Consider the following 15,572-nt stretch of genomic DNA (forward strand, 5'->3'; position numbering starts at 1 on the left):
CGCCCCCCGGATCTCCGGGGGGCGTTTCCACCTTCTGCACCGCGAGGGAAAACGGCGGGATCAGAAGACTTTCGACAGACCCAGCTTGTAGGTCCGGCCCGGCGCGTCACGCGAGGACAGGTTGCCGGTGTAGTCGAGATCGAAGGCGTTCTCGATGCCGAAGCGAATCTCCGTGCCCTCGAAAGCACCGCTCTGCGGTTTGTAGGTCGCCCGCAGGTTATGGACGGTGTAGTCCGGCAGATCCTCCTGCAACGCGTCACGTGCATCGGTGGTGTGGCGCACCTCCCAGCTCATATCCAGCCAGTCGCCCCATTTGCGGCCCAGCGTCAGGCCGACCGCGTCGCCCGGCTTGTTGCGCCAGTCGGTATCGCTCAGCCCGTCGGCATATTCCGTGCCCTCGGTCCAGCTGCCCTGGAAATCGACATAGGTGCCGTTGGCGAAGCCGTAGGAGGCTTCGAGCTCGAACCCTTCGGTTTCCACCCGATCGAGATTGGGGCTGGTCGAGCCGGTCGCGGAATAGCTGGTGATGTCCCAGAGTTCGGTCTGGTAGTAGCTGCCGCGCAGCGAGAGATTGTCGCCCGGCGAGAACACATCCACCGCGGCATAGGAGGCGCCGAGCTCCCAGGTGTCGGACTTCTCGGACGTGGTCATGCGCCATTCATTGACATCGGCCGGCCCGAGATCGTCGATGATCGGCAGACCCTCGGTATAGGCGTAGCTGCCGAAGACCGACAGGCCGTTGCCGAACTCATAGGCCAGCGCCACGCCGCCCATCAGCGCGTCATTCTCGAAATCGCCGTAGGTGGTCGCGCTCTCGACCTCGGATTTCTCCCAGCGCAGCGCCGGCGTCAGGGTGAAGCCGTTGAACCGCATCTCGTCGATCACGAAGACCGCGACACGGTTGTCCTCGCCGCCCGGCGCGCTGGCGGCATCGTTGTCTTCGCGCTCGCGCCGCGACAGCTCGACACCGGCACGCAGGGTGTGATCCACGATCCCGGTCTGGAACAGCGCGGCGTTCTTCACGGTCAGCTTGGTGGTCTCATAGCGCTGATCGGCGTTCACCGTATCGCGCAGGAACGGCCAGGTCGGCGTGAATTCCAGCGGCGACGAGCCGGGCACATAGCTGTATTCGATCTGCTGATCGGCATAGGAAAGCGTCGCGGTCAGGTCGATGAGATCGCTGAGCGGATTGTAACGGTATTCCAGAGTCGTCTGGCTGGTTTCGGTCACCCGGTCGACATTGCCGAAGCTGCCGCCGGTGGTGCCGAACGTGTCATAGGGCACGTCCTTTTCATCCGCCGTGGTGCGCGAGTAGGACAACGTCACGCTGTGCGCATCGTCCTGCCCGAAGGTGAACTTGCCCTTGAGCAGCCCCGACGGCGTTTCGAACCCGCTGTTGCCGATCACATGGCCATCGCCATCGACCTGATCGTCCTGCTGGCGCCAGGTGTAGTTGAGCAGGAATTCCGCGCGCTCGGTCGGCTGCCAGGCCAGCGTCGTCGAGCTGACCGCGCTGGCAGTGTTCGAACCGAACTCGAAACTCTGACCGACACGGAAGCCCGGCACGCCGCCGGTGAAATCCGAGGCGTCCTTGGTTTCCAGCTTCACCACACCGCCGACAATGCCCGAGCCGTATTCAAAACTGCCGATGGTGCCGCGCAGCACCTCGACCTGACGATAGAGCAGCGGGTCGGTGAAGAGCTGCGTGCCGATCCGGTAGAGCTCTTCCGACCCAACCGAGGCGCCATCGACAAGAATCGCGATCTTCTGGTCGTTGCCATAGGTGCCGTTGGCACCGTATCCGCGAATGTTGATGCCCGACCCCTGCGGCGTCGAACCGTTGATCAGGGTCACACCGGGCACCGAGTCGATCAGCTCGGCGATGGTGCCGGCCTGACGGTCCTCGATCTCCTCAGAATCCACGGTGGTCACCGGCACGGCGCCACCGAGGCTCAGGTCGCGCTTGCCCGGTGTCATGTAGAGGGTGCCGAGAAACCCGGGAACGGTGGTCAGATCTCTTTCGGCCTGCTGCGCCGCGCCTTGCGTGGCGCAAAGAGAAAGGAGGATGAGCGCGGTCGTGCCGCGCAATCTGCTGCGTGTCATGAATTCAGCCTTGATCAGCGAGGGTGTGGTGAGGGTCGCTGGCACGAGGCTGGCTGGGAGGATCCGTGCAAATTTCGGTCACAAATCCGTTTGTTCCTTGCAGCGGGTAGCGTATCCAACTAAAACAGTCAACTAAGGACTTGCCAGCATTCAGCCGCTTTGTCGCGTCGCGCCAGCCGAGTTGTTCCCTTTCTCGCACCCGCAACGAACCGGACAAGGACCAAGGATGGCCGATTCCCCGACTGCCTCGCAGCACCCGCCCAGCGCGCAAACGATTCGCGACGCGCTCGCCGACGCCCCCAAGACCCGCTCCCGCGATCTCGCCACCCAGCTCGGCATCACCGAGGCGCAGCTGCTGGCGGCGCAGACCGGCCATGGCGTGACCCGGATCGCCGCCCATCCCGACAAGGTGATCCCGGCGGTCGAGGCTCTGGGCGAGGTCATGGCGCTGACCCGTGTCGAGGCGGCGGTGCATGAAAAGGTGGGCACCTACGCCAACTATCACACCGGTCCGCATGCGGCGATGGTGCTGGCCGACGAGATTGACCTGCGGATCTTTCCCAAGCACTGGTGCCACGGCTTTCTCGTCGAACAGGAGAGCGACGCCGGCGTGAAGCGCAGCCTTCAGATCTTCGACGCGGCGGGCGACGCCATCCACAAGGTGCATCTGCGCGCCGGCTCCGACCTTGCCGGCTGGGAGGCCGCGAAAGCCGCCCTCGCCAGCGGCGAGACCGGCGACACGCTGGATCTGGAACCGCGCCAGCCCACCGAGGCGGCGAAATCCGATCCCGCCAAGCTCGACGTGCTGCGCAAGGAATGGGCGCGGCTCACCGACACGCATCAGTTCCTGCGGCTCTGCTCGAAACTCAAGATGAACCGGCTCGGCGCCTATCGCATCGCCGGCGCGCCCTTTGTGCGCCAGCTCGAGCCCGCCGCCGTCGATGCGATGCTCGAGGCGGTGCGCGACCGCGAGACCGAGATCATGCTCTTTGTCGGCAATCGTGGCTGCATTCAGATCCATTCCGGCCCGGTGCGTACCCTGCGCCCGATGGGACCGTGGCAGAACATCATGGATCCGGGCTTCAACCTGCATCTGCGCCGCGACAAGGTGGCCGAGCTCTGGGCGGTGGAGAAACCCACCCAGCGCGGCCCGGCGATCTCTGTCGAGGCCTTCGATGCCGAGGGCGGACTGATCTTCCAGTGTTTCGGCGTCGGCAAGGACGGTAACGACCACCGCCCCGCCTGGAAAGAAATCGTCGAGGCGCTGCCCAGCCGCGAGGAGGTCTCCGCATGAAGCGCCGCTCCTTCCACGCGCTCGCACTGTCCACTGCCGCCTATCTCGCGCTCGGCGGGCTCGGCGCCGCGCTCCTGCCCGCGGAAGCGGCGCGGGGCGAGGCCGATACGCTGGTGATCGGCGGCTCGGTCACCGAAATCGTCTATGCGCTCGGGCAGGAGCACCGGCTTCTCGCCCGCGACACCACCTCCACCTACCCGCCGCAGGCCGAAGCGTTGCCTGATGTGGGCTATATGCGCGCGCTCTCGCCCGAAGGTGTGCTGTCGGTGAACCCCGACCTGATCCTGTCGGAAGAGGGCGCCGGCCCGCCGGAAACGCTCGATGTGCTGGAAGAGGCGGCGATCCCTTTCATCACCGTGCCGGGCGGCTTCGATGCCGACGCCGTCGCCGCCAAGATCCGCGCGGTGGGCGAGGCGCTCGACGTGCCCGAGGCCGCCTCCGCGCTGGCCGAGGAGGTCAGCACCCAGATCGAAACCGCCAGCAAGGATGCGCAGGCAGCGGCGGGCACGCCCAAGCGCGTGCTCTTCGTGCTGTCGGCCCAGGGCGGCCGGCTGATGGGCGGTGGCGACAATACCGGCGCGGCGGCGATCATCGAGATGGCGGGCGGCGTCAACGCGCTGGCAGGCGTCGAGGGCTACAAGCCGCTCTCGGACGAGGCGGTCACCGCCGCTGCGCCCGATGTGATCCTGATGATGGACCGCGACGGCGATCACGCCGCCAGCGCCGAAGAGCTCTTCGCTCTGCCCGCGCTGGCCGTCACCCCCGCCGCCGAGACCGGCGCGCTGATCAAGATGGACGGGCTGAAACTGCTGGGCTTCGGCCCGCGCACCGGCGCGGCGGTGGCCGAGCTGGCGCAGGCGCTTTACGGGGGCTGAACCATGGTCGCGCTCACCGACCCCGCAGGCGAGCTGACCGAGGCCGAGGCGCCGCGCAGCCGCCTCGCCCGCGCCCGGCGGCTGCATCTGTGGCTGGCGCTGCTGCTGATCGCGGTGGCGCTGGCCAGCCTCACCGTCGGCGCGACGGGCGTACAGCTCTGGGATGTGGCGAGGAGCCTCGCAAGAGGCGAGGAGCTCTCGCGCATGGAACGCGTGGTGCTGATGGATATCCGCCTGCCGCGCCTCGTCATGGGGCTGGCGGTGGGCGCGGCGCTTGCCGTCTCCGGCGCGGTGATGCAGGGGCTGTTCCGCAACCCGCTGGCCGATCCCGGCATCGTCGGCGTCAGCGCCGGCGCCGGCCTTGGCGCCATCCTCGCCATCGTTCTGGGCGCGCTGCTGCCGCCAGCGCTGCTGGGCTTCGCCGGCGCGCATCTGGTGCCGCTCGCCGCCTTCTTCGGCGGCTGGGTCAGCACGATCCTGCTCTACCGCGTCGCCACGCGCCGCGGCCACACCTCGGTCGCCACCATGCTGCTCGCCGGCATCGCACTCGGCGCGCTTGCGGGTGCGGTCTCGGGCGTGCTGGTCTACATGGCCGATGACAGCCAGCTGCGCGACCTGACCTTCTGGGGGCTGGGCTCGCTCGCCGGCGCCAGCTGGACGAAGCTCGCCGCGGCGCTGCCGATCATCCTCGTTACCGTGGCCGGTGCGAGCTTTCTGGGCCGCAGCCTCAACGCGCTGGCGCTCGGAGAGGCGACCGCCGCGCATATCGGCATTCCCGTGCAGCGCATGAAGCGCCTCGCCATCCTCTGCGTCGCGGGTGCCACCGGCGCTGCCGTCGCGGTCTCGGGCGGCATCGGCTTTGTCGGCATCGTGGTGCCGCATCTGCTGCGCCTCGCCTCCGGCCCCGATCACCGGGCGCTGCTGATCAATTCCGCGCTGCTGGGCGCCGCTCTTCTGGTGGTGGCCGACATGATCAGCCGGGTGATCGTCGCCCCCGCAGAGCTGCCCATCGGCATCGTCACCGCCGTGCTCGGCGCGCCGGTCTTCCTGTGGATCCTGCTGCGGCAGCGTGGCGTGGTGGATCTCTGACATGGTCACCGCAACCGATCTCACTGTCACGCTGGGCCGCAACACCGTGCTGGAGGGCGTCGATTTCCACGCCGCCCCCGGCCAGCTCACCGCGATCTGCGGCCCCAACGGCTCCGGCAAGACCACGCTGCTGCGCGCGCTCACCGGCGATCTGCCCTATCGCGGCACGGTCGAGCTCAACGGGCAGGATATCGCCACGCTGCCCGCTTGGGCGCTGGCCTCGATCCGGGGCGTGCTGCCGCAGGCCAGCGCGCTGGCCTTTCCCTTCACCGCGCTGGAGGTGGTCGAGATCGGCCTCGCCCGGGGCCGCGCCGGCGGCGACACGCGCGCCGCGCTTCAGGCGCTGGCGCGGGTCGATCTGGGGCATTACGCCAGCCGCCCCTACCAGTCGCTCTCGGGCGGCGAACAGCAGCGCGTGCAGCTCGCCCGCGTGCTGGCGCAGGTCGCCGAGCCGGTCGCCCAGGATGGCCCGCGCTGGCTGTTTCTCGACGAGCCGGTCTCGGCGCTCGACATCGCGCATCAGCTCGAAGTCATGCAGATCGCCCGCGATTTCGCGGATGCGGGCGGCGGCGTGGTGGCGGTGATGCACGATCTCAACCTCACCGCCATGTTTGCCGACCGCATCGCCCTGCTGAGCCGGGGCCATGTGCTGGCGGCGGGGCCGGTCGCAGAGGTGATGACGACGGACACGCTGTCACGCGCCTATGGCTGCCGCCTGCGTGTCGGTGCCGCACCCGCGCCCGGCACGCCCTTTATCCTTCCCCATGCCGCCACGCTTGCGGCAGAATGATCCCGACAGGAGGACTGATCCCATGTATCTCGCCATGAACCGCTTTACCGTGCCGCTGGAGAACGCGGCGGATTTCGAGGAGCTCTGGCTCTCGCGCGAAAGCAAACTGCACGAAAACCCGGGCTTCGTGGAATTCCACATGCTGAAAGGGCCGGAGGAGGACGGGCATATCCTCTACGCTTCGCACACGGTCTGGGAGACCGAGGAAGCGTTCCGCGACTGGACCCGCAGCGACAGCTTCCGCGCCGCCCATGCGCGCGCCGGCGACAGCCGCAAGCTGCATTCCGGCGCGCCGAAATTCGAGGGCTTCAAGACGATCCAGCACATCGCGCAGCCGGCCTGAGCGGCGCGCTTCTACCCAAGCCACATCGCCCGCCGAGCGCGCAGGACGCCTTCGGCGGGCGTATTTTTCAAAGAGAAGAAGACCAGGGGCGCGCAAACCCCTGGTCTTCTTCTCTTTCCAAATACGCAAAACTGTCGGGCCATCGCCGCCCGCACAAGCGCCGGCCAGAGCGCTCAGCCCGCCAGCAGCGCCGCCACATGCGCCGGTCCGGTGGGGCGGATGCCCGTCGGGTTCAGCGCCTTGATCGAATAATACCCCCGCGTAATGTGATCCATATTCACCGTCTCGCGCACGCCAGGCAGCTTCAGGATCCGTTCCATATAGGCCGAGAGCCGCGGGTAATCGGCGATCTGGCGGCGGTTGGTCTTGAAGATCCCGTGATAGGCCGCGTCGAACCGGATGAGCGTCACGAAGGTGCGGATATCGGTCTCGGTGAACCGCTCGCCAAAGAGAAAGTCGCCGGTCAGCCGCGCCTCCAGCTCGTCGAGCACCGCAAAGACACCCTCCACCGCCTCGTCATAGGCCTCCTGCGTCGAGGCAAAGCCCGCCTTGTAGACGCCGTTGTTGAGCAGATCGTAGATGCGCGGGTTGAGCGCGTCGATCTCGGCGGCCAGATCCCCGGGGTAGAGGCGCAGGTCTGAGGGCACGAGATGTTCGAAGGCGGTGTCGAACATGCGCACGATATCAGCGCTTTCGTTGTTCACCATCACATTGCGCTTCATGTCCCAGAGCACCGGCACCGTGGCGCGCCCGGTAAAGCGGTCATCCGCCCGCGTGTAGAGCTCGTGCATATAGCCCGAGGCAAAGAGCGGATCCTCGTCGGCGCCGGGATAGCCGCCGAAGCGCCAGCCCTGATCGGTCATCACCGGGTTCACCACCGTGACCGGGATGAGATCCGATAGCCCCTTGAGGCTGCGCGCCATCAGCGCGCGCGAGGCCCAGGGGCAGATATAGGCGACATAGAGCCGGTAGCGCCCGGTCTCCGCCTCGAACCCGCCCTCGCCGGTCGGGCCGGCGGAGCCGTCCGCGGTGATCCAGTTGCGGAAGGAGGAGACCTGCCGCACGAAGCGGCCCTTCTCGTCGGCCTTCTGCACCGGCTGCCAGTCGCTGGTCCATTTTCCGTTCACAAGCATGGCGACAATCCTCAGTAATAGATGAAGCTGCGCATCGAGATCGAGCCGAGGTCGATGGAATCGTTCATGAAGAGCAGCGTGTCCTTTTCGTCCGCCGCCCCCGCGACGCTCAGCGCCGGCAGGTAGTGGTCGATGGAGGGGTGGGCGACGCTCAGCAGCTTGCCGAGCTTGGCGCGGTCGGCCAGCGTGGCGATGTCGCCGGCGCCGAGCCGCTCGGCAAAGAGCGTGTCGAACTCCTCGGCCCAGTCATGCGCCCCGCCGCCGCCCCAACGCACGGCGCGCAGATTGTGCACCACATTGCCCGAGCCCAGGATCAGCACGCCGCGATGGCGCAGCTCGGCCAGTGCCCGACCGATCTCCACATGCTGCGGCAGGTCCGCCGCCATGTCGATGGAGAGCTGGAACACCGGCACGTCGGCGCCGGGATAGAGGAATTTCAGCACCGACCAGGCGCCGTGATCGAGCCCCCAGGTCTCGTCGCCCTCGGCGTGGTGGCTGGCCAGCAGCGTGACCACCTCGCTCGCCAGTTCCGGCGCGCCGGGTGCGGGGTATTGCTGTTCGAAGAGCTCCTGCGGGAAGCCGTAGAAATCGTGAATGGTGCCGGGCCGGGCCTGCACGTTCACAAGCGTCGAGCCGCGCGTCATCCAATGCGCCGAGACCACCAGAATGGCCTGCGGGCGCGGCAGGGTGCGGCCCAGCGCCGCCCAGCTGCGGGAATAGGCGTTGTCCTCGATGGCGTTCATCGGGCTGCCATGGCCAAGGAAAACGACCGGCATCCGGTCGGAGGCCTTGAGCCCGTCTTTCAGCTTTTGCAGTTGTTGCGAGATGCTCATGGCACTCTCCCTTGGATTATGCAGGTTTCGGGGGACCGCCGCGCCAAACGTAGCAGCGCGGCGGCGCGATGTCGGAAGTCAGCGGCGCTTCAGCGGCCAGAGCGCATAGGCACCGTCGCCGAGCAACGCGAGGGCGGCCATCACGGCGGCCCACATCACCGGGTATTCCCAGCCGCCGCCCTGATTGGTCCAGCCGAAACCGTTGCCCCAATGTGCGGTGAAGGCCGCGCCCAGCAGCACCGGCACGGAAAGCGCCGCGACGCCCCGCGTGGCCACGCCGAGGATCAGCGCCGCGCCGCCGACGATCTCGAAGACCATGGTGGCGAGGCCGAGCCAGCCGGGCAGGCCGAGCGACTCGAAGAAGCCGGCGGTGCCCGCGGGGGTGAAGACCAGCAGCTTGGTCAGCCCGTGCGCCAAAAAGAGCGCGCCGGTGGTGAGCCGCAGCAGCAGCGCGGCGTGGGGGGCGGTTTTCAGGTCGATCATCGGTGAAGTCTCCTCTGTGTGTCTTGCGATCAGGCCGCGAGCCAGGCCGGTGCGATCCCGGTGCCCTGCCCCAGAATGTAACCGAAGGCGATGTTCAGATAGCCCAGCGGTTCGAGATAGCGGGCATTCGACAGCCCGCCGGCGTCGCGCGCCTCAAAGCCTGCGTCCTCGGCCAGAGCGATGACCTTGGCCTTGGCCTCGGCATCGTCGCCGGCGACGAAGGTCTGGATCTTGCGGCCGCCGAGCGTCAGGTCGCCGGCGTAATGCTCGGCAAAGACGGTGTTGAAGGCCTTAACCACCGGCGCACCCACCAGCTTGGCGATCTCTTCTGCGGCAGAGCTGTCATGGCCCAGTTGCAGCCCCGAGAAATCCTCGGTCACCGGGTTGGACAGATCGACGACGATCTTGCCGGAGAAGTCGTTTGCGCCGGCGATCTGGGTGCTGGCGCCATAGGGCGTGGCGAGAATGACGATCTCGGCCTGAGCGATGGCGGTGGCGGTATCGGCTGCCTGCACCCGTACGCCCTCGGCGGCGAGTTTCGCGGCGGCCTCGGTGCCGCCCTGCTGGTCAGAGACCACAACGCCGTGGGAGGTGCGGCCGATGACGCGGGCGAGGCCCGAGCCGATGTTTCCGGTGCCGATGATTGCGATATTCATGGATCTGGTCCTCTTCTCTGTCTCTGGCGTCGGGCCCCTTGGGTCTCGCCGGCGCTGGTGTTCGTTTCGATGAGGGGAAGATGCACCTTGCAGATGCGGAATGAAATGACGATGATATGGAATAACTTTCCACGATTTGTTCGGAATTGAGCGATGGATCTGATCGACGGGCTGCGGGCCTTTGTCGCCACCGCCGAAAGCGGCTCTTTCACCGGCGCGGCGGAACGGCTGGGCATCTCGAACCGGCTGACCTCGAAATACGTGGCCGAGCTGGAGGAGCGGCTTGGCGTGCGGCTCTTGCAGCGCACCACGCGGCGCGTTGGCATCACCGCCTCGGGCGAGGCGCTGCTGGCGCGCGCGCCGGCGCTGCTCGATGAGCTCGACGAGATGCTGGCGGAGGTGAAAGAGGATGGCAGCGGCTTTTCCGGCACGCTGCGGATCTCGGCGCCGGTCACCTTCGGCGAGATCTATGTGAAGGATCTGCTCAGCCGCTTCGCCGCGCCGCATCCGGGGCTCACCATCGACCTGCGGCTGAGCGATGCCTATGTGGATCTCGCCGCCGAGGGGATCGACCTGGCGTTCCGCATCGGCGAGGCGTCGGTTTCCTCGCTGAAGCGGCGCAAACTGGGCGCGATCCGCAGCACACTGGTGGCGAGCCAGGAGTACCTGGCCACGCATCCCGCACCCGCGACGCCCGAGGATCTGGCCGCGCATGCCTGCATCGTCGACACCAACCGTGCCGATCCGGCGCGCTGGGTGTTCCTGAAGGACGCCAGCCCCGTCTCGGTGCGGGTGCCGACGCGCTTCATGGTGAACAGCGCGCAGGTGGCGCGGGATCTGGCGGAGGCCGGCGACGGCATCGCCTTCTGCCCGGTCTTCGTGCTGGGCGACAGCCTGGAGAGCGGGCGGCTGGTGCCGCTGCTCGAAGATTACGACAACCCCGCCCATCCGATCACCGCCGTCTGGCTGGAGGGGCGCACCCTGCCCCGCAAGGTGCGCGCGCTGATCGACTTTGCCGTCGCGGATATGCGCCGCAGCGGCATGGGGTGACGCCTTAGGCACGGCGGTGGGCAGATTGCCCACCCTACGCGCCATGGCATTGCGGCGCGCGATCCGTTATGCACCCGACTGGACGGCACAAGCGCCTGTCCGACCCGTCCTTTCCCCTGCCGATGCGCCTGCCCGCATCGGCCCCTCAGCGAGGCCCCGCGATGCTGTCCTACCAGCACGGTTATCACGCCGGAAATCTCGCCGATGTGCAGAAACACGCACTGCTGGCGTGGATGCTCGCCTACCTAACGCGCAAGGACAAACCGGTCAGCTATATCGAAACCCATGCCGGGCGCGGGCTCTACGATCTGGGCAGCGCCGAGGCGCTCAGGACCGGCGAGGCGGAACAGGGCATCGGCGCGCTGGCGAACACCTTGCCCGTCGGGCATCCCTATGCCGAGGCGCTGGCCGAGATCCGCGCCGCCCACGGCCCCGCCGCCTATCCCGGTTCGCCGCTCATCGCCGCAACGCTGCTACGCCCGCAGGACAGCCTGCACCTGGCCGAGTTGCATCCGCAGGAACACGCGGCGCTGAAAGCCGCGTTGCGCGCGCCCAATATCGCGATCCACCGGCAGGACGGGTTCGAACTGGCGCAAAGCCTCTGCCCGCCGGAACCGCGCCGGGGCCTGCTGCTGGTCGATCCCTCCTATGAGGTGAAGCAGGATTATGCCCGCATCCCGAAATTCCTCGGCGGCATCGCCCATAAATGGAATGTCGGCGTGCTGGCGCTCTGGTATCCGATCCTGACCTCGGGGCTGCATACGCCGATGCTGCGGGCGCTGGAGCGCGACCACCCGGAGGCGCTGAAACACGAGATTCGCTTTCCGCCGATCCGCGACGGACACCGCATGATCGGCTCCGGGTTTTTCGTGATCAATCCTCCCTGGGGGCTGGCGGAAGAGGCCAAACGCCTCGATTCCCTCTTCGACAAAGTCAAAAAGCGCTGAGCCGTCGCGTCAAAGCGGTGTATTCTGCCCGCCATGCGCTGGCTTGTCTTCCTGCTCTGCGCCGCTCCGGCGCTGGCCTGCGAGGACCCGATCTGCGAGGTTCCCGCGGACAGCCTGCGTTTCACCCAAATCATCGATTTCTCCAACCTGCCTTCGGGCTACGGCATCGGCCGCGCGCTATCGGGGATCGTCGACGAGCCGGGTGCGCATTTCGGCGAACGCTTCGATGGCCAGAGCCTCGATACTGCCAGCGGCCATGACCGCCTGAGCGGCCAGCCGCTGCCGCCGCTGCGGCTGATCGCCGGCGAGGAGGGCCGCAATCTCGGCACAATCAGCCTCTGGGGGAACAATGTGCTCAAGGGCCACGGTCCACGCGGCTTTCCCGATGCGGGCGCGGTGGGTGAAGGCGCCATTGCGGTGCTGTTCGACCGCGACCAGCCGGCTCTGGCGCTCGACATTCGCGGCGGCGAGGGCGGTACGGTGAGCCTGGTCTTTTTCGATCGCGCCGGGCGGGTGATCCAGCGGCTGACCCGCGTGGTGGATCGCGACACCGGCACGCTGACCCTGCTCCGTGCGGGCGGCCTCCCCGACATCGCCGGGTTCACGGTCGAGAACGAAGACCCCGAGGGGCTGGGAATCGACAATCTGCGCTTTGAGTTCCGCGAGCTGATGGGCGCCCTGCCCGCCCCGGAGCGCGCGGCATGAGGGCGCTTGCGGTCCTGCTCGCCCTGATGACGCCGCCGGCGCTGGCCGATGGGCTGACCGAGATTCCCTATGCGGCGCTGCTCGATATGCCGCATCTGAGGGTGAGCTTCGACACTCTGCCGCCCGCCGCCGAGCCCGGCCATGTCTTTGACGCGCCGCTGCGCTTCGAGGGGGTGCGCATCGGCGAGGATCTCGCAGGCCAGACCCTGGCCGAAGCGGTGACGGCGGAGGGCCGGTTCGACGCGCTGCACGGCGTGCCGCTGCTGCCGTTCCGCGTCGAAGCCGGCGCGCACGGGTGCAGCCTTGCCGTCGCGCTGCATCGCGGCTTCGGCTCCAACGCGCTGTTCCCGCTGGGTCCGGCCGGTGCCGGCCTGCGCGAAGGGCGTGGCGAGGGCGCGGTGGCGATCCTTTTCGACAGGGCGCAATGGCGGCTGGGGCTCAAGCTGCATGCGGATTACCCCGACCCGCTGGGCACGCGCCCGCCGCGCGGCACGGTCACGCTGCGCTTCTGGGACGAGGCCGGACGGATGATCGCCGAGCAGGTGCTGCACCCGGGCACCGGCGTGCTGCCGCTCGCCTGGCAGAGCGATCAGCCGATACGGGCGCTCACCATCACCAATACCGACGCCGGCGGGATTGCCCTGGACGACATCCTGCATCAGACTGACCCTGCGACAGGCTAGAAAGGACCGCGATGCATCGACCGCCATCCGCGCTGTGCCGCACAGCGCCGCGACAGGATTGCCCGGCTTGGGCCGCAATCTGAGATTCTGGCTCACCGCGCCGGATGCGGCGCCCTTCGATCCGGGCGATGCCCCGGTGGCGCTTGGGGCGCTGCTGGTGCGGCTTTCACGTTCGCATCTCACCTGCGCGCTGGCCGCGCCGCCGGTGATCGACGCGATCCTGGCGCGGCGCTACGACCTGACCGCGCAGGAGGCCGCCGAGATGCGCGAGACCTGCGAACGCGTCGAACGTGCCGCCCCCGACACAAGCCGCTTTGCCGCGATCCTGCGCGCGGCGGTGGATTACCACGAACGGCGCGCCCTGGCGCTCAGCCTCTGGGAAGAGCTCGCCGGCGACGCGCGCGCGCCCGACCCCGAGCGCGTGGCACTGCTGGCCGAGGCCGTGCTGGGCGTGCATCCTGCCGACCTCGCCCCGCCGCGCCGGGCCGGTTGAGCGCTCCGCCGCCGCCGTAACCCTCTTTCAAAAAAGCAAAAACCCGAAAAGACTTCCAACAGGCAAAAGGACCGAAGGTCATGTTCGAGCGTCTGAAAGCTTTCTTCCACCGCCCCGCTCCAGCCCCGCGCCCGCTGCCCGAAATGGACGCGGCGCATGCCCTGGGCGCGCTGCTGGTCAAGGTGGCGGTGGCCGACCGCGCCTATCTCTTCGAGGAGATCGAGCAGATAGACCGCATCCTCGCCGAGGCCTTTGATCTGAAGCCGCTCGCCGCCGCCCGGATGCGCGCAGAATGCGAACGGCTGGCCTTCGAGACGCCCGGCATCGAAGAGATGGCCGAGCGCATCCGCGACGGGGTGGACTACGCCCACCGCCGCGCCGCCGCCGAGGCGCTGTGGAAAGTTGCCCGGGCGGATGGCATCGGCGACGATGTCGAGGCCGCACTGGTCACACTGATCGAGGAACGGCTTGGGCTCGACCGCGCAGACTCCGAGGCCGCGCAAGCCGCCGCAACGATTCCCTGAGCCGCTCACGGCTGTGCGACGGGCGCTTTCCCCGCCTGCATCCTGGCGCTATATGAGTTCGCATGTTCGCAGATTTCCTCCAACGGCTGGTACAGCCGGACCCCGCCCCTCTTCCCGATGCCGATGCGCGGCTGGCGCTGACCGCGCTGCTGGTGCGGGTGGCACGGGCCGACGAGACCTATGACGACAGCGAGCGCGCGCGCATCGACAAGATCGCCGCGGCGCGCTATGGGCTATCGCCCTTCGAGGCGGCCAAGCTGCGCGGCGAGGCCGAGGCGCTGGAGGCCGAGGCGCCCGACACGGTGCGCTTTACCCGCGCCATCAAGGATGCGGTGGATTACGAGCACCGCATCGGCGTGATCGAAGCGCTCTGGCAGGTGGTTCTGGCCGACGGGGTGCGCGAGGCCGAGGAGGATGCTCTGCTGCGGCTGGTTTCGAACCTGCTCGGCATCAACGACCGCGATTCGGCCCTGGCCCGCCAGCGGGTCGAGGGCAAGGCGAGCTGAGATTCGGTGCGGGCGGTGGGTTGGAAACCCACCCTACGGATTGTGGAGAGGCCCGAACGCAGGGCTGGTGTCCAAGCACACCGTCCCATTAATCCCCAACACCTTCACGCAAAGCCAACCATCCCGGCAAACGCCGCCTTTTTCCCGTGCAAATGCTGCATGACGCGGCGAAACCCGCGCCCGTGACGGCGCTTTGCGCATTGCCAAGCCCGCGCCTTTCCGCCCATCCTCGGCACGTCTGTCACCCGTACCGAGGTCGCGCTTGCCCGATCCCACGCCCGTCATCGAGATCCGCAATCTCCACAAGGCTTATGGCTCGCTGGAGGTTCTGAAAGGCGTGCATGTCACCGCCCATCGCGGCGATGTGGTGTCGCTCATCGGCTCCTCGGGCTCCGGCAAATCCACACTGCTGCGCTGCTGCAACCTGCTCGAAGACAGCCAGCAGGGGGAAATCCTCTTCAAGGGCGAACCGGTGCAGTGGAAGGGCGAGAACCATGCCCGCCGCCCCGCCGATCCGAAACAGGTGCTGCGCATCCGCACCAACCTGTCTATGGTGTTCCAGCAGTTCAATCTCTGGGCGCATATGACCATCCTCCAGAACGTCATGGAGGCGCCGCTCACCGTGCTCGGCCGCGACCGGGCCGAGGTCGAGAAAGCCGCGCGCGGCTATCTTGACAAGGTCGGCATCGGCGACAAATGCGATGCCTTCCCGGCGCAGCTCTCGGGCGGCCAGCAGCAGCGCGCCGCCATCGCGCGCGGGCTCTGCATGGAGCCCGAGGCGCTGCTCTTCGACGAGCCGACCTCGGCGCTCGACCCGGAGCTGGAGCAGGAGGTGGTCAAGGTGATCAAGGATCTGGCCGCCGAAGGCCGCACCATGATCATCGTCACTCATGACATGAAAATGGCCCATGACGTCAGCGACCACGTTGTGTTCCTGCATCAGGGGCTGATCGAGGAAGAGGGCCCGCCGGAAACGCTGTTCGGCGCGCCGAAATCGGAACGCCTGCAAGGGTTCCTGAAATCCACGACCCACGCATAAAGCGGGGCAAAAAGACCAACCAAGGG

At 67.5% G+C, this 15,572-nt stretch carries 18 protein-coding genes; 13 read left to right on the top strand and 5 right to left on the bottom strand.

What is annotated here, in order from left to right:
• Positions 1-60: 60 nt before the first annotated feature.
• Complete coding sequence (locus I6N89_RS19075) at positions 61-2,103, bottom strand: TonB-dependent receptor plug domain-containing protein (protein WP_207020096.1); 2,043 nt, start codon at positions 2,101-2,103, stop codon at positions 61-63.
• A gap of 226 nt (positions 2,104-2,329) precedes the next feature.
• Between I6N89_RS19075 and I6N89_RS19080 the strand changes: the two genes are divergently transcribed.
• The 5 genes from I6N89_RS19080 to I6N89_RS19100 are packed head-to-tail and all read left to right on the top strand — an operon-like array spanning position 2,330 to position 6,494.
• Complete coding sequence (locus tag I6N89_RS19080) at positions 2,330-3,397, top strand: hemin-degrading factor (protein ID WP_207020097.1); 1,068 nt, start codon at positions 2,330-2,332, stop codon at positions 3,395-3,397.
• The gene (locus tag I6N89_RS19085) at positions 3,394-4,272 is read left to right on the top strand and encodes a heme/hemin ABC transporter substrate-binding protein (RefSeq protein WP_207020098.1); all 879 of its coding nucleotides are present in this window, start codon (positions 3,394-3,396) and stop codon (positions 4,270-4,272) included. Before I6N89_RS19080 ends, I6N89_RS19085 begins: the two co-directional genes overlap by 4 nt.
• Before the next feature lie 3 nt (positions 4,273-4,275).
• On the top strand, positions 4,276-5,361 hold the full coding sequence (locus tag I6N89_RS19090) for a FecCD family ABC transporter permease (RefSeq protein ID WP_207020099.1): 1,086 nt from the start codon (positions 4,276-4,278) through the stop codon (positions 5,359-5,361).
• Position 5,362: 1 nt separating this feature from the next.
• Positions 5,363-6,151 carry a heme ABC transporter ATP-binding protein gene (locus tag I6N89_RS19095; protein ID WP_207020100.1) on the top strand — a complete coding sequence of 263 codons (789 nt, stop codon included), beginning with the start codon at positions 5,363-5,365 and terminating at the stop codon, positions 6,149-6,151.
• A gap of 22 nt (positions 6,152-6,173) precedes the next feature.
• Positions 6,174-6,494, top strand: a complete 321-nt coding sequence (locus tag I6N89_RS19100) for an antibiotic biosynthesis monooxygenase family protein (protein WP_076696446.1) — start codon at positions 6,174-6,176, stop codon at positions 6,492-6,494.
• A gap of 173 nt (positions 6,495-6,667) precedes the next feature.
• Here I6N89_RS19100 and I6N89_RS19105 read toward each other — a convergent pair whose 3' ends face one another.
• The 4 genes from I6N89_RS19105 to I6N89_RS19120 form a co-directional block, all read right to left on the bottom strand.
• Complete coding sequence (locus tag I6N89_RS19105; protein WP_207020101.1) at positions 6,668-7,627, bottom strand: glutathione S-transferase family protein; 960 nt, start codon at positions 7,625-7,627, stop codon at positions 6,668-6,670.
• 11 nt (positions 7,628-7,638) lie between these two features.
• Positions 7,639-8,460: a 4,5-DOPA dioxygenase extradiol gene (ygiD, locus tag I6N89_RS19110; RefSeq protein WP_207020102.1), complete on the bottom strand. Its 822-nt coding sequence runs from the start codon at positions 8,458-8,460 to the stop codon at positions 7,639-7,641.
• Between the two features lie 78 nt (positions 8,461-8,538).
• Positions 8,539-8,943 carry a DoxX family protein gene (locus I6N89_RS19115; RefSeq protein ID WP_207020103.1) on the bottom strand — a complete coding sequence of 135 codons (405 nt, stop codon included), beginning with the start codon at positions 8,941-8,943 and terminating at the stop codon, positions 8,539-8,541.
• Positions 8,944-8,972: 29 nt separating this feature from the next.
• Entirely contained in the window at positions 8,973-9,758 is a 786-nt protein-coding gene (locus tag I6N89_RS19120) for an NADPH-dependent F420 reductase (protein WP_328805904.1), read from the bottom strand.
• Here I6N89_RS19120 and I6N89_RS19125 point away from each other — a divergent pair.
• The 8 genes from I6N89_RS19125 (at position 9,753) to I6N89_RS19160 (ending at position 15,546) form a co-directional block, all read left to right on the top strand.
• A complete protein-coding gene (locus tag I6N89_RS19125; RefSeq protein ID WP_207020105.1) occupies positions 9,753-10,649 on the top strand; it encodes a LysR family transcriptional regulator in 897 nt (298 codons plus the stop codon). The genes I6N89_RS19120 and I6N89_RS19125 overlap by 6 nt on opposite strands.
• A gap of 161 nt (positions 10,650-10,810) precedes the next feature.
• The gene (locus tag I6N89_RS19130) at positions 10,811-11,596 is read left to right on the top strand and encodes a 23S rRNA (adenine(2030)-N(6))-methyltransferase RlmJ (RefSeq protein WP_207020106.1); all 786 of its coding nucleotides are present in this window, start codon (positions 10,811-10,813) and stop codon (positions 11,594-11,596) included.
• A 33-nt stretch (positions 11,597-11,629) separates the two neighbouring features.
• Positions 11,630-12,301, top strand: coding sequence for a hypothetical protein (locus I6N89_RS19135; protein ID WP_207020107.1), 672 nt, complete (start codon positions 11,630-11,632; stop codon positions 12,299-12,301).
• Positions 12,298-12,984, top strand: a complete 687-nt coding sequence (locus I6N89_RS19140; RefSeq protein WP_207020108.1) for a hypothetical protein — start codon at positions 12,298-12,300, stop codon at positions 12,982-12,984. The genes I6N89_RS19135 and I6N89_RS19140 overlap by 4 nt, the downstream gene beginning before the upstream one ends.
• 67 nt (positions 12,985-13,051) lie before the next feature.
• The gene (locus I6N89_RS19145) at positions 13,052-13,477 is read left to right on the top strand and encodes a TerB family tellurite resistance protein (protein WP_207020109.1); all 426 of its coding nucleotides are present in this window, start codon (positions 13,052-13,054) and stop codon (positions 13,475-13,477) included.
• Positions 13,478-13,557: 80 nt separating this feature from the next.
• Entirely contained in the window at positions 13,558-14,001 is a 444-nt protein-coding gene (locus I6N89_RS19150) for a TerB family tellurite resistance protein (RefSeq protein WP_207020110.1), read from the top strand.
• A 62-nt stretch (positions 14,002-14,063) separates the two neighbouring features.
• A complete protein-coding gene (locus I6N89_RS19155; protein WP_207020111.1) occupies positions 14,064-14,507 on the top strand; it encodes a TerB family tellurite resistance protein in 444 nt (147 codons plus the stop codon).
• 262 nt (positions 14,508-14,769) lie between these two features.
• Positions 14,770-15,546 carry an ABC transporter ATP-binding protein gene (locus tag I6N89_RS19160; protein WP_207020112.1) on the top strand — a complete coding sequence of 259 codons (777 nt, stop codon included), beginning with the start codon at positions 14,770-14,772 and terminating at the stop codon, positions 15,544-15,546.
• The last annotated feature ends 26 nt before the right edge of the window (positions 15,547-15,572 follow it).

Source organism: Salipiger abyssi, from assembly GCF_017311415.1.
Classification (GTDB): domain Bacteria; phylum Pseudomonadota; class Alphaproteobacteria; order Rhodobacterales; family Rhodobacteraceae; genus Salipiger; species Salipiger abyssi_A.

What these genes read in the sequence shown, in the direction of transcription:
- I6N89_RS19090 (WP_207020099.1), top strand. Translation starts at nt 4,276, where the DNA reads ATGGTCGCGCTCACCGACCCCGCAGGCGAGCTGACCGAGGCCGAGGCG.
- I6N89_RS19135 (WP_207020107.1), top strand. Translation starts at nt 11,630, where the DNA reads ATGCGCTGGCTTGTCTTCCTGCTCTGCGCCGCTCCGGCGCTGGCCTGC.
- I6N89_RS19085 (WP_207020098.1), top strand. Translation starts at nt 3,394, where the DNA reads ATGAAGCGCCGCTCCTTCCACGCGCTCGCACTGTCCACTGCCGCCTAT.
- I6N89_RS19150 (WP_207020110.1), top strand. Translation starts at nt 13,558, where the DNA reads ATGTTCGAGCGTCTGAAAGCTTTCTTCCACCGCCCCGCTCCAGCCCCG.
- I6N89_RS19155 (WP_207020111.1), top strand. Translation starts at nt 14,064, where the DNA reads ATGTTCGCAGATTTCCTCCAACGGCTGGTACAGCCGGACCCCGCCCCT.
- I6N89_RS19115 (WP_207020103.1), bottom strand. Translation starts at nt 8,943, where the DNA reads ATGATCGACCTGAAAACCGCCCCCCACGCCGCGCTGCTGCTGCGGCTC.
- I6N89_RS19080 (WP_207020097.1), top strand. Translation starts at nt 2,330, where the DNA reads ATGGCCGATTCCCCGACTGCCTCGCAGCACCCGCCCAGCGCGCAAACG.
- I6N89_RS19095 (WP_207020100.1), top strand. Translation starts at nt 5,363, where the DNA reads ATGGTCACCGCAACCGATCTCACTGTCACGCTGGGCCGCAACACCGTG.
- I6N89_RS19100 (WP_076696446.1), top strand. Translation starts at nt 6,174, where the DNA reads ATGTATCTCGCCATGAACCGCTTTACCGTGCCGCTGGAGAACGCGGCG.
- I6N89_RS19125 (WP_207020105.1), top strand. Translation starts at nt 9,753, where the DNA reads ATGGATCTGATCGACGGGCTGCGGGCCTTTGTCGCCACCGCCGAAAGC.
- I6N89_RS19140 (WP_207020108.1), top strand. Translation starts at nt 12,298, where the DNA reads ATGAGGGCGCTTGCGGTCCTGCTCGCCCTGATGACGCCGCCGGCGCTG.
- ygiD (WP_207020102.1), bottom strand. Translation starts at nt 8,460, where the DNA reads ATGAGCATCTCGCAACAACTGCAAAAGCTGAAAGACGGGCTCAAGGCC.
- I6N89_RS19075 (WP_207020096.1), bottom strand. Translation starts at nt 2,103, where the DNA reads ATGACACGCAGCAGATTGCGCGGCACGACCGCGCTCATCCTCCTTTCT.
- I6N89_RS19130 (WP_207020106.1), top strand. Translation starts at nt 10,811, where the DNA reads ATGCTGTCCTACCAGCACGGTTATCACGCCGGAAATCTCGCCGATGTG.
- I6N89_RS19105 (WP_207020101.1), bottom strand. Translation starts at nt 7,627, where the DNA reads ATGCTTGTGAACGGAAAATGGACCAGCGACTGGCAGCCGGTGCAGAAG.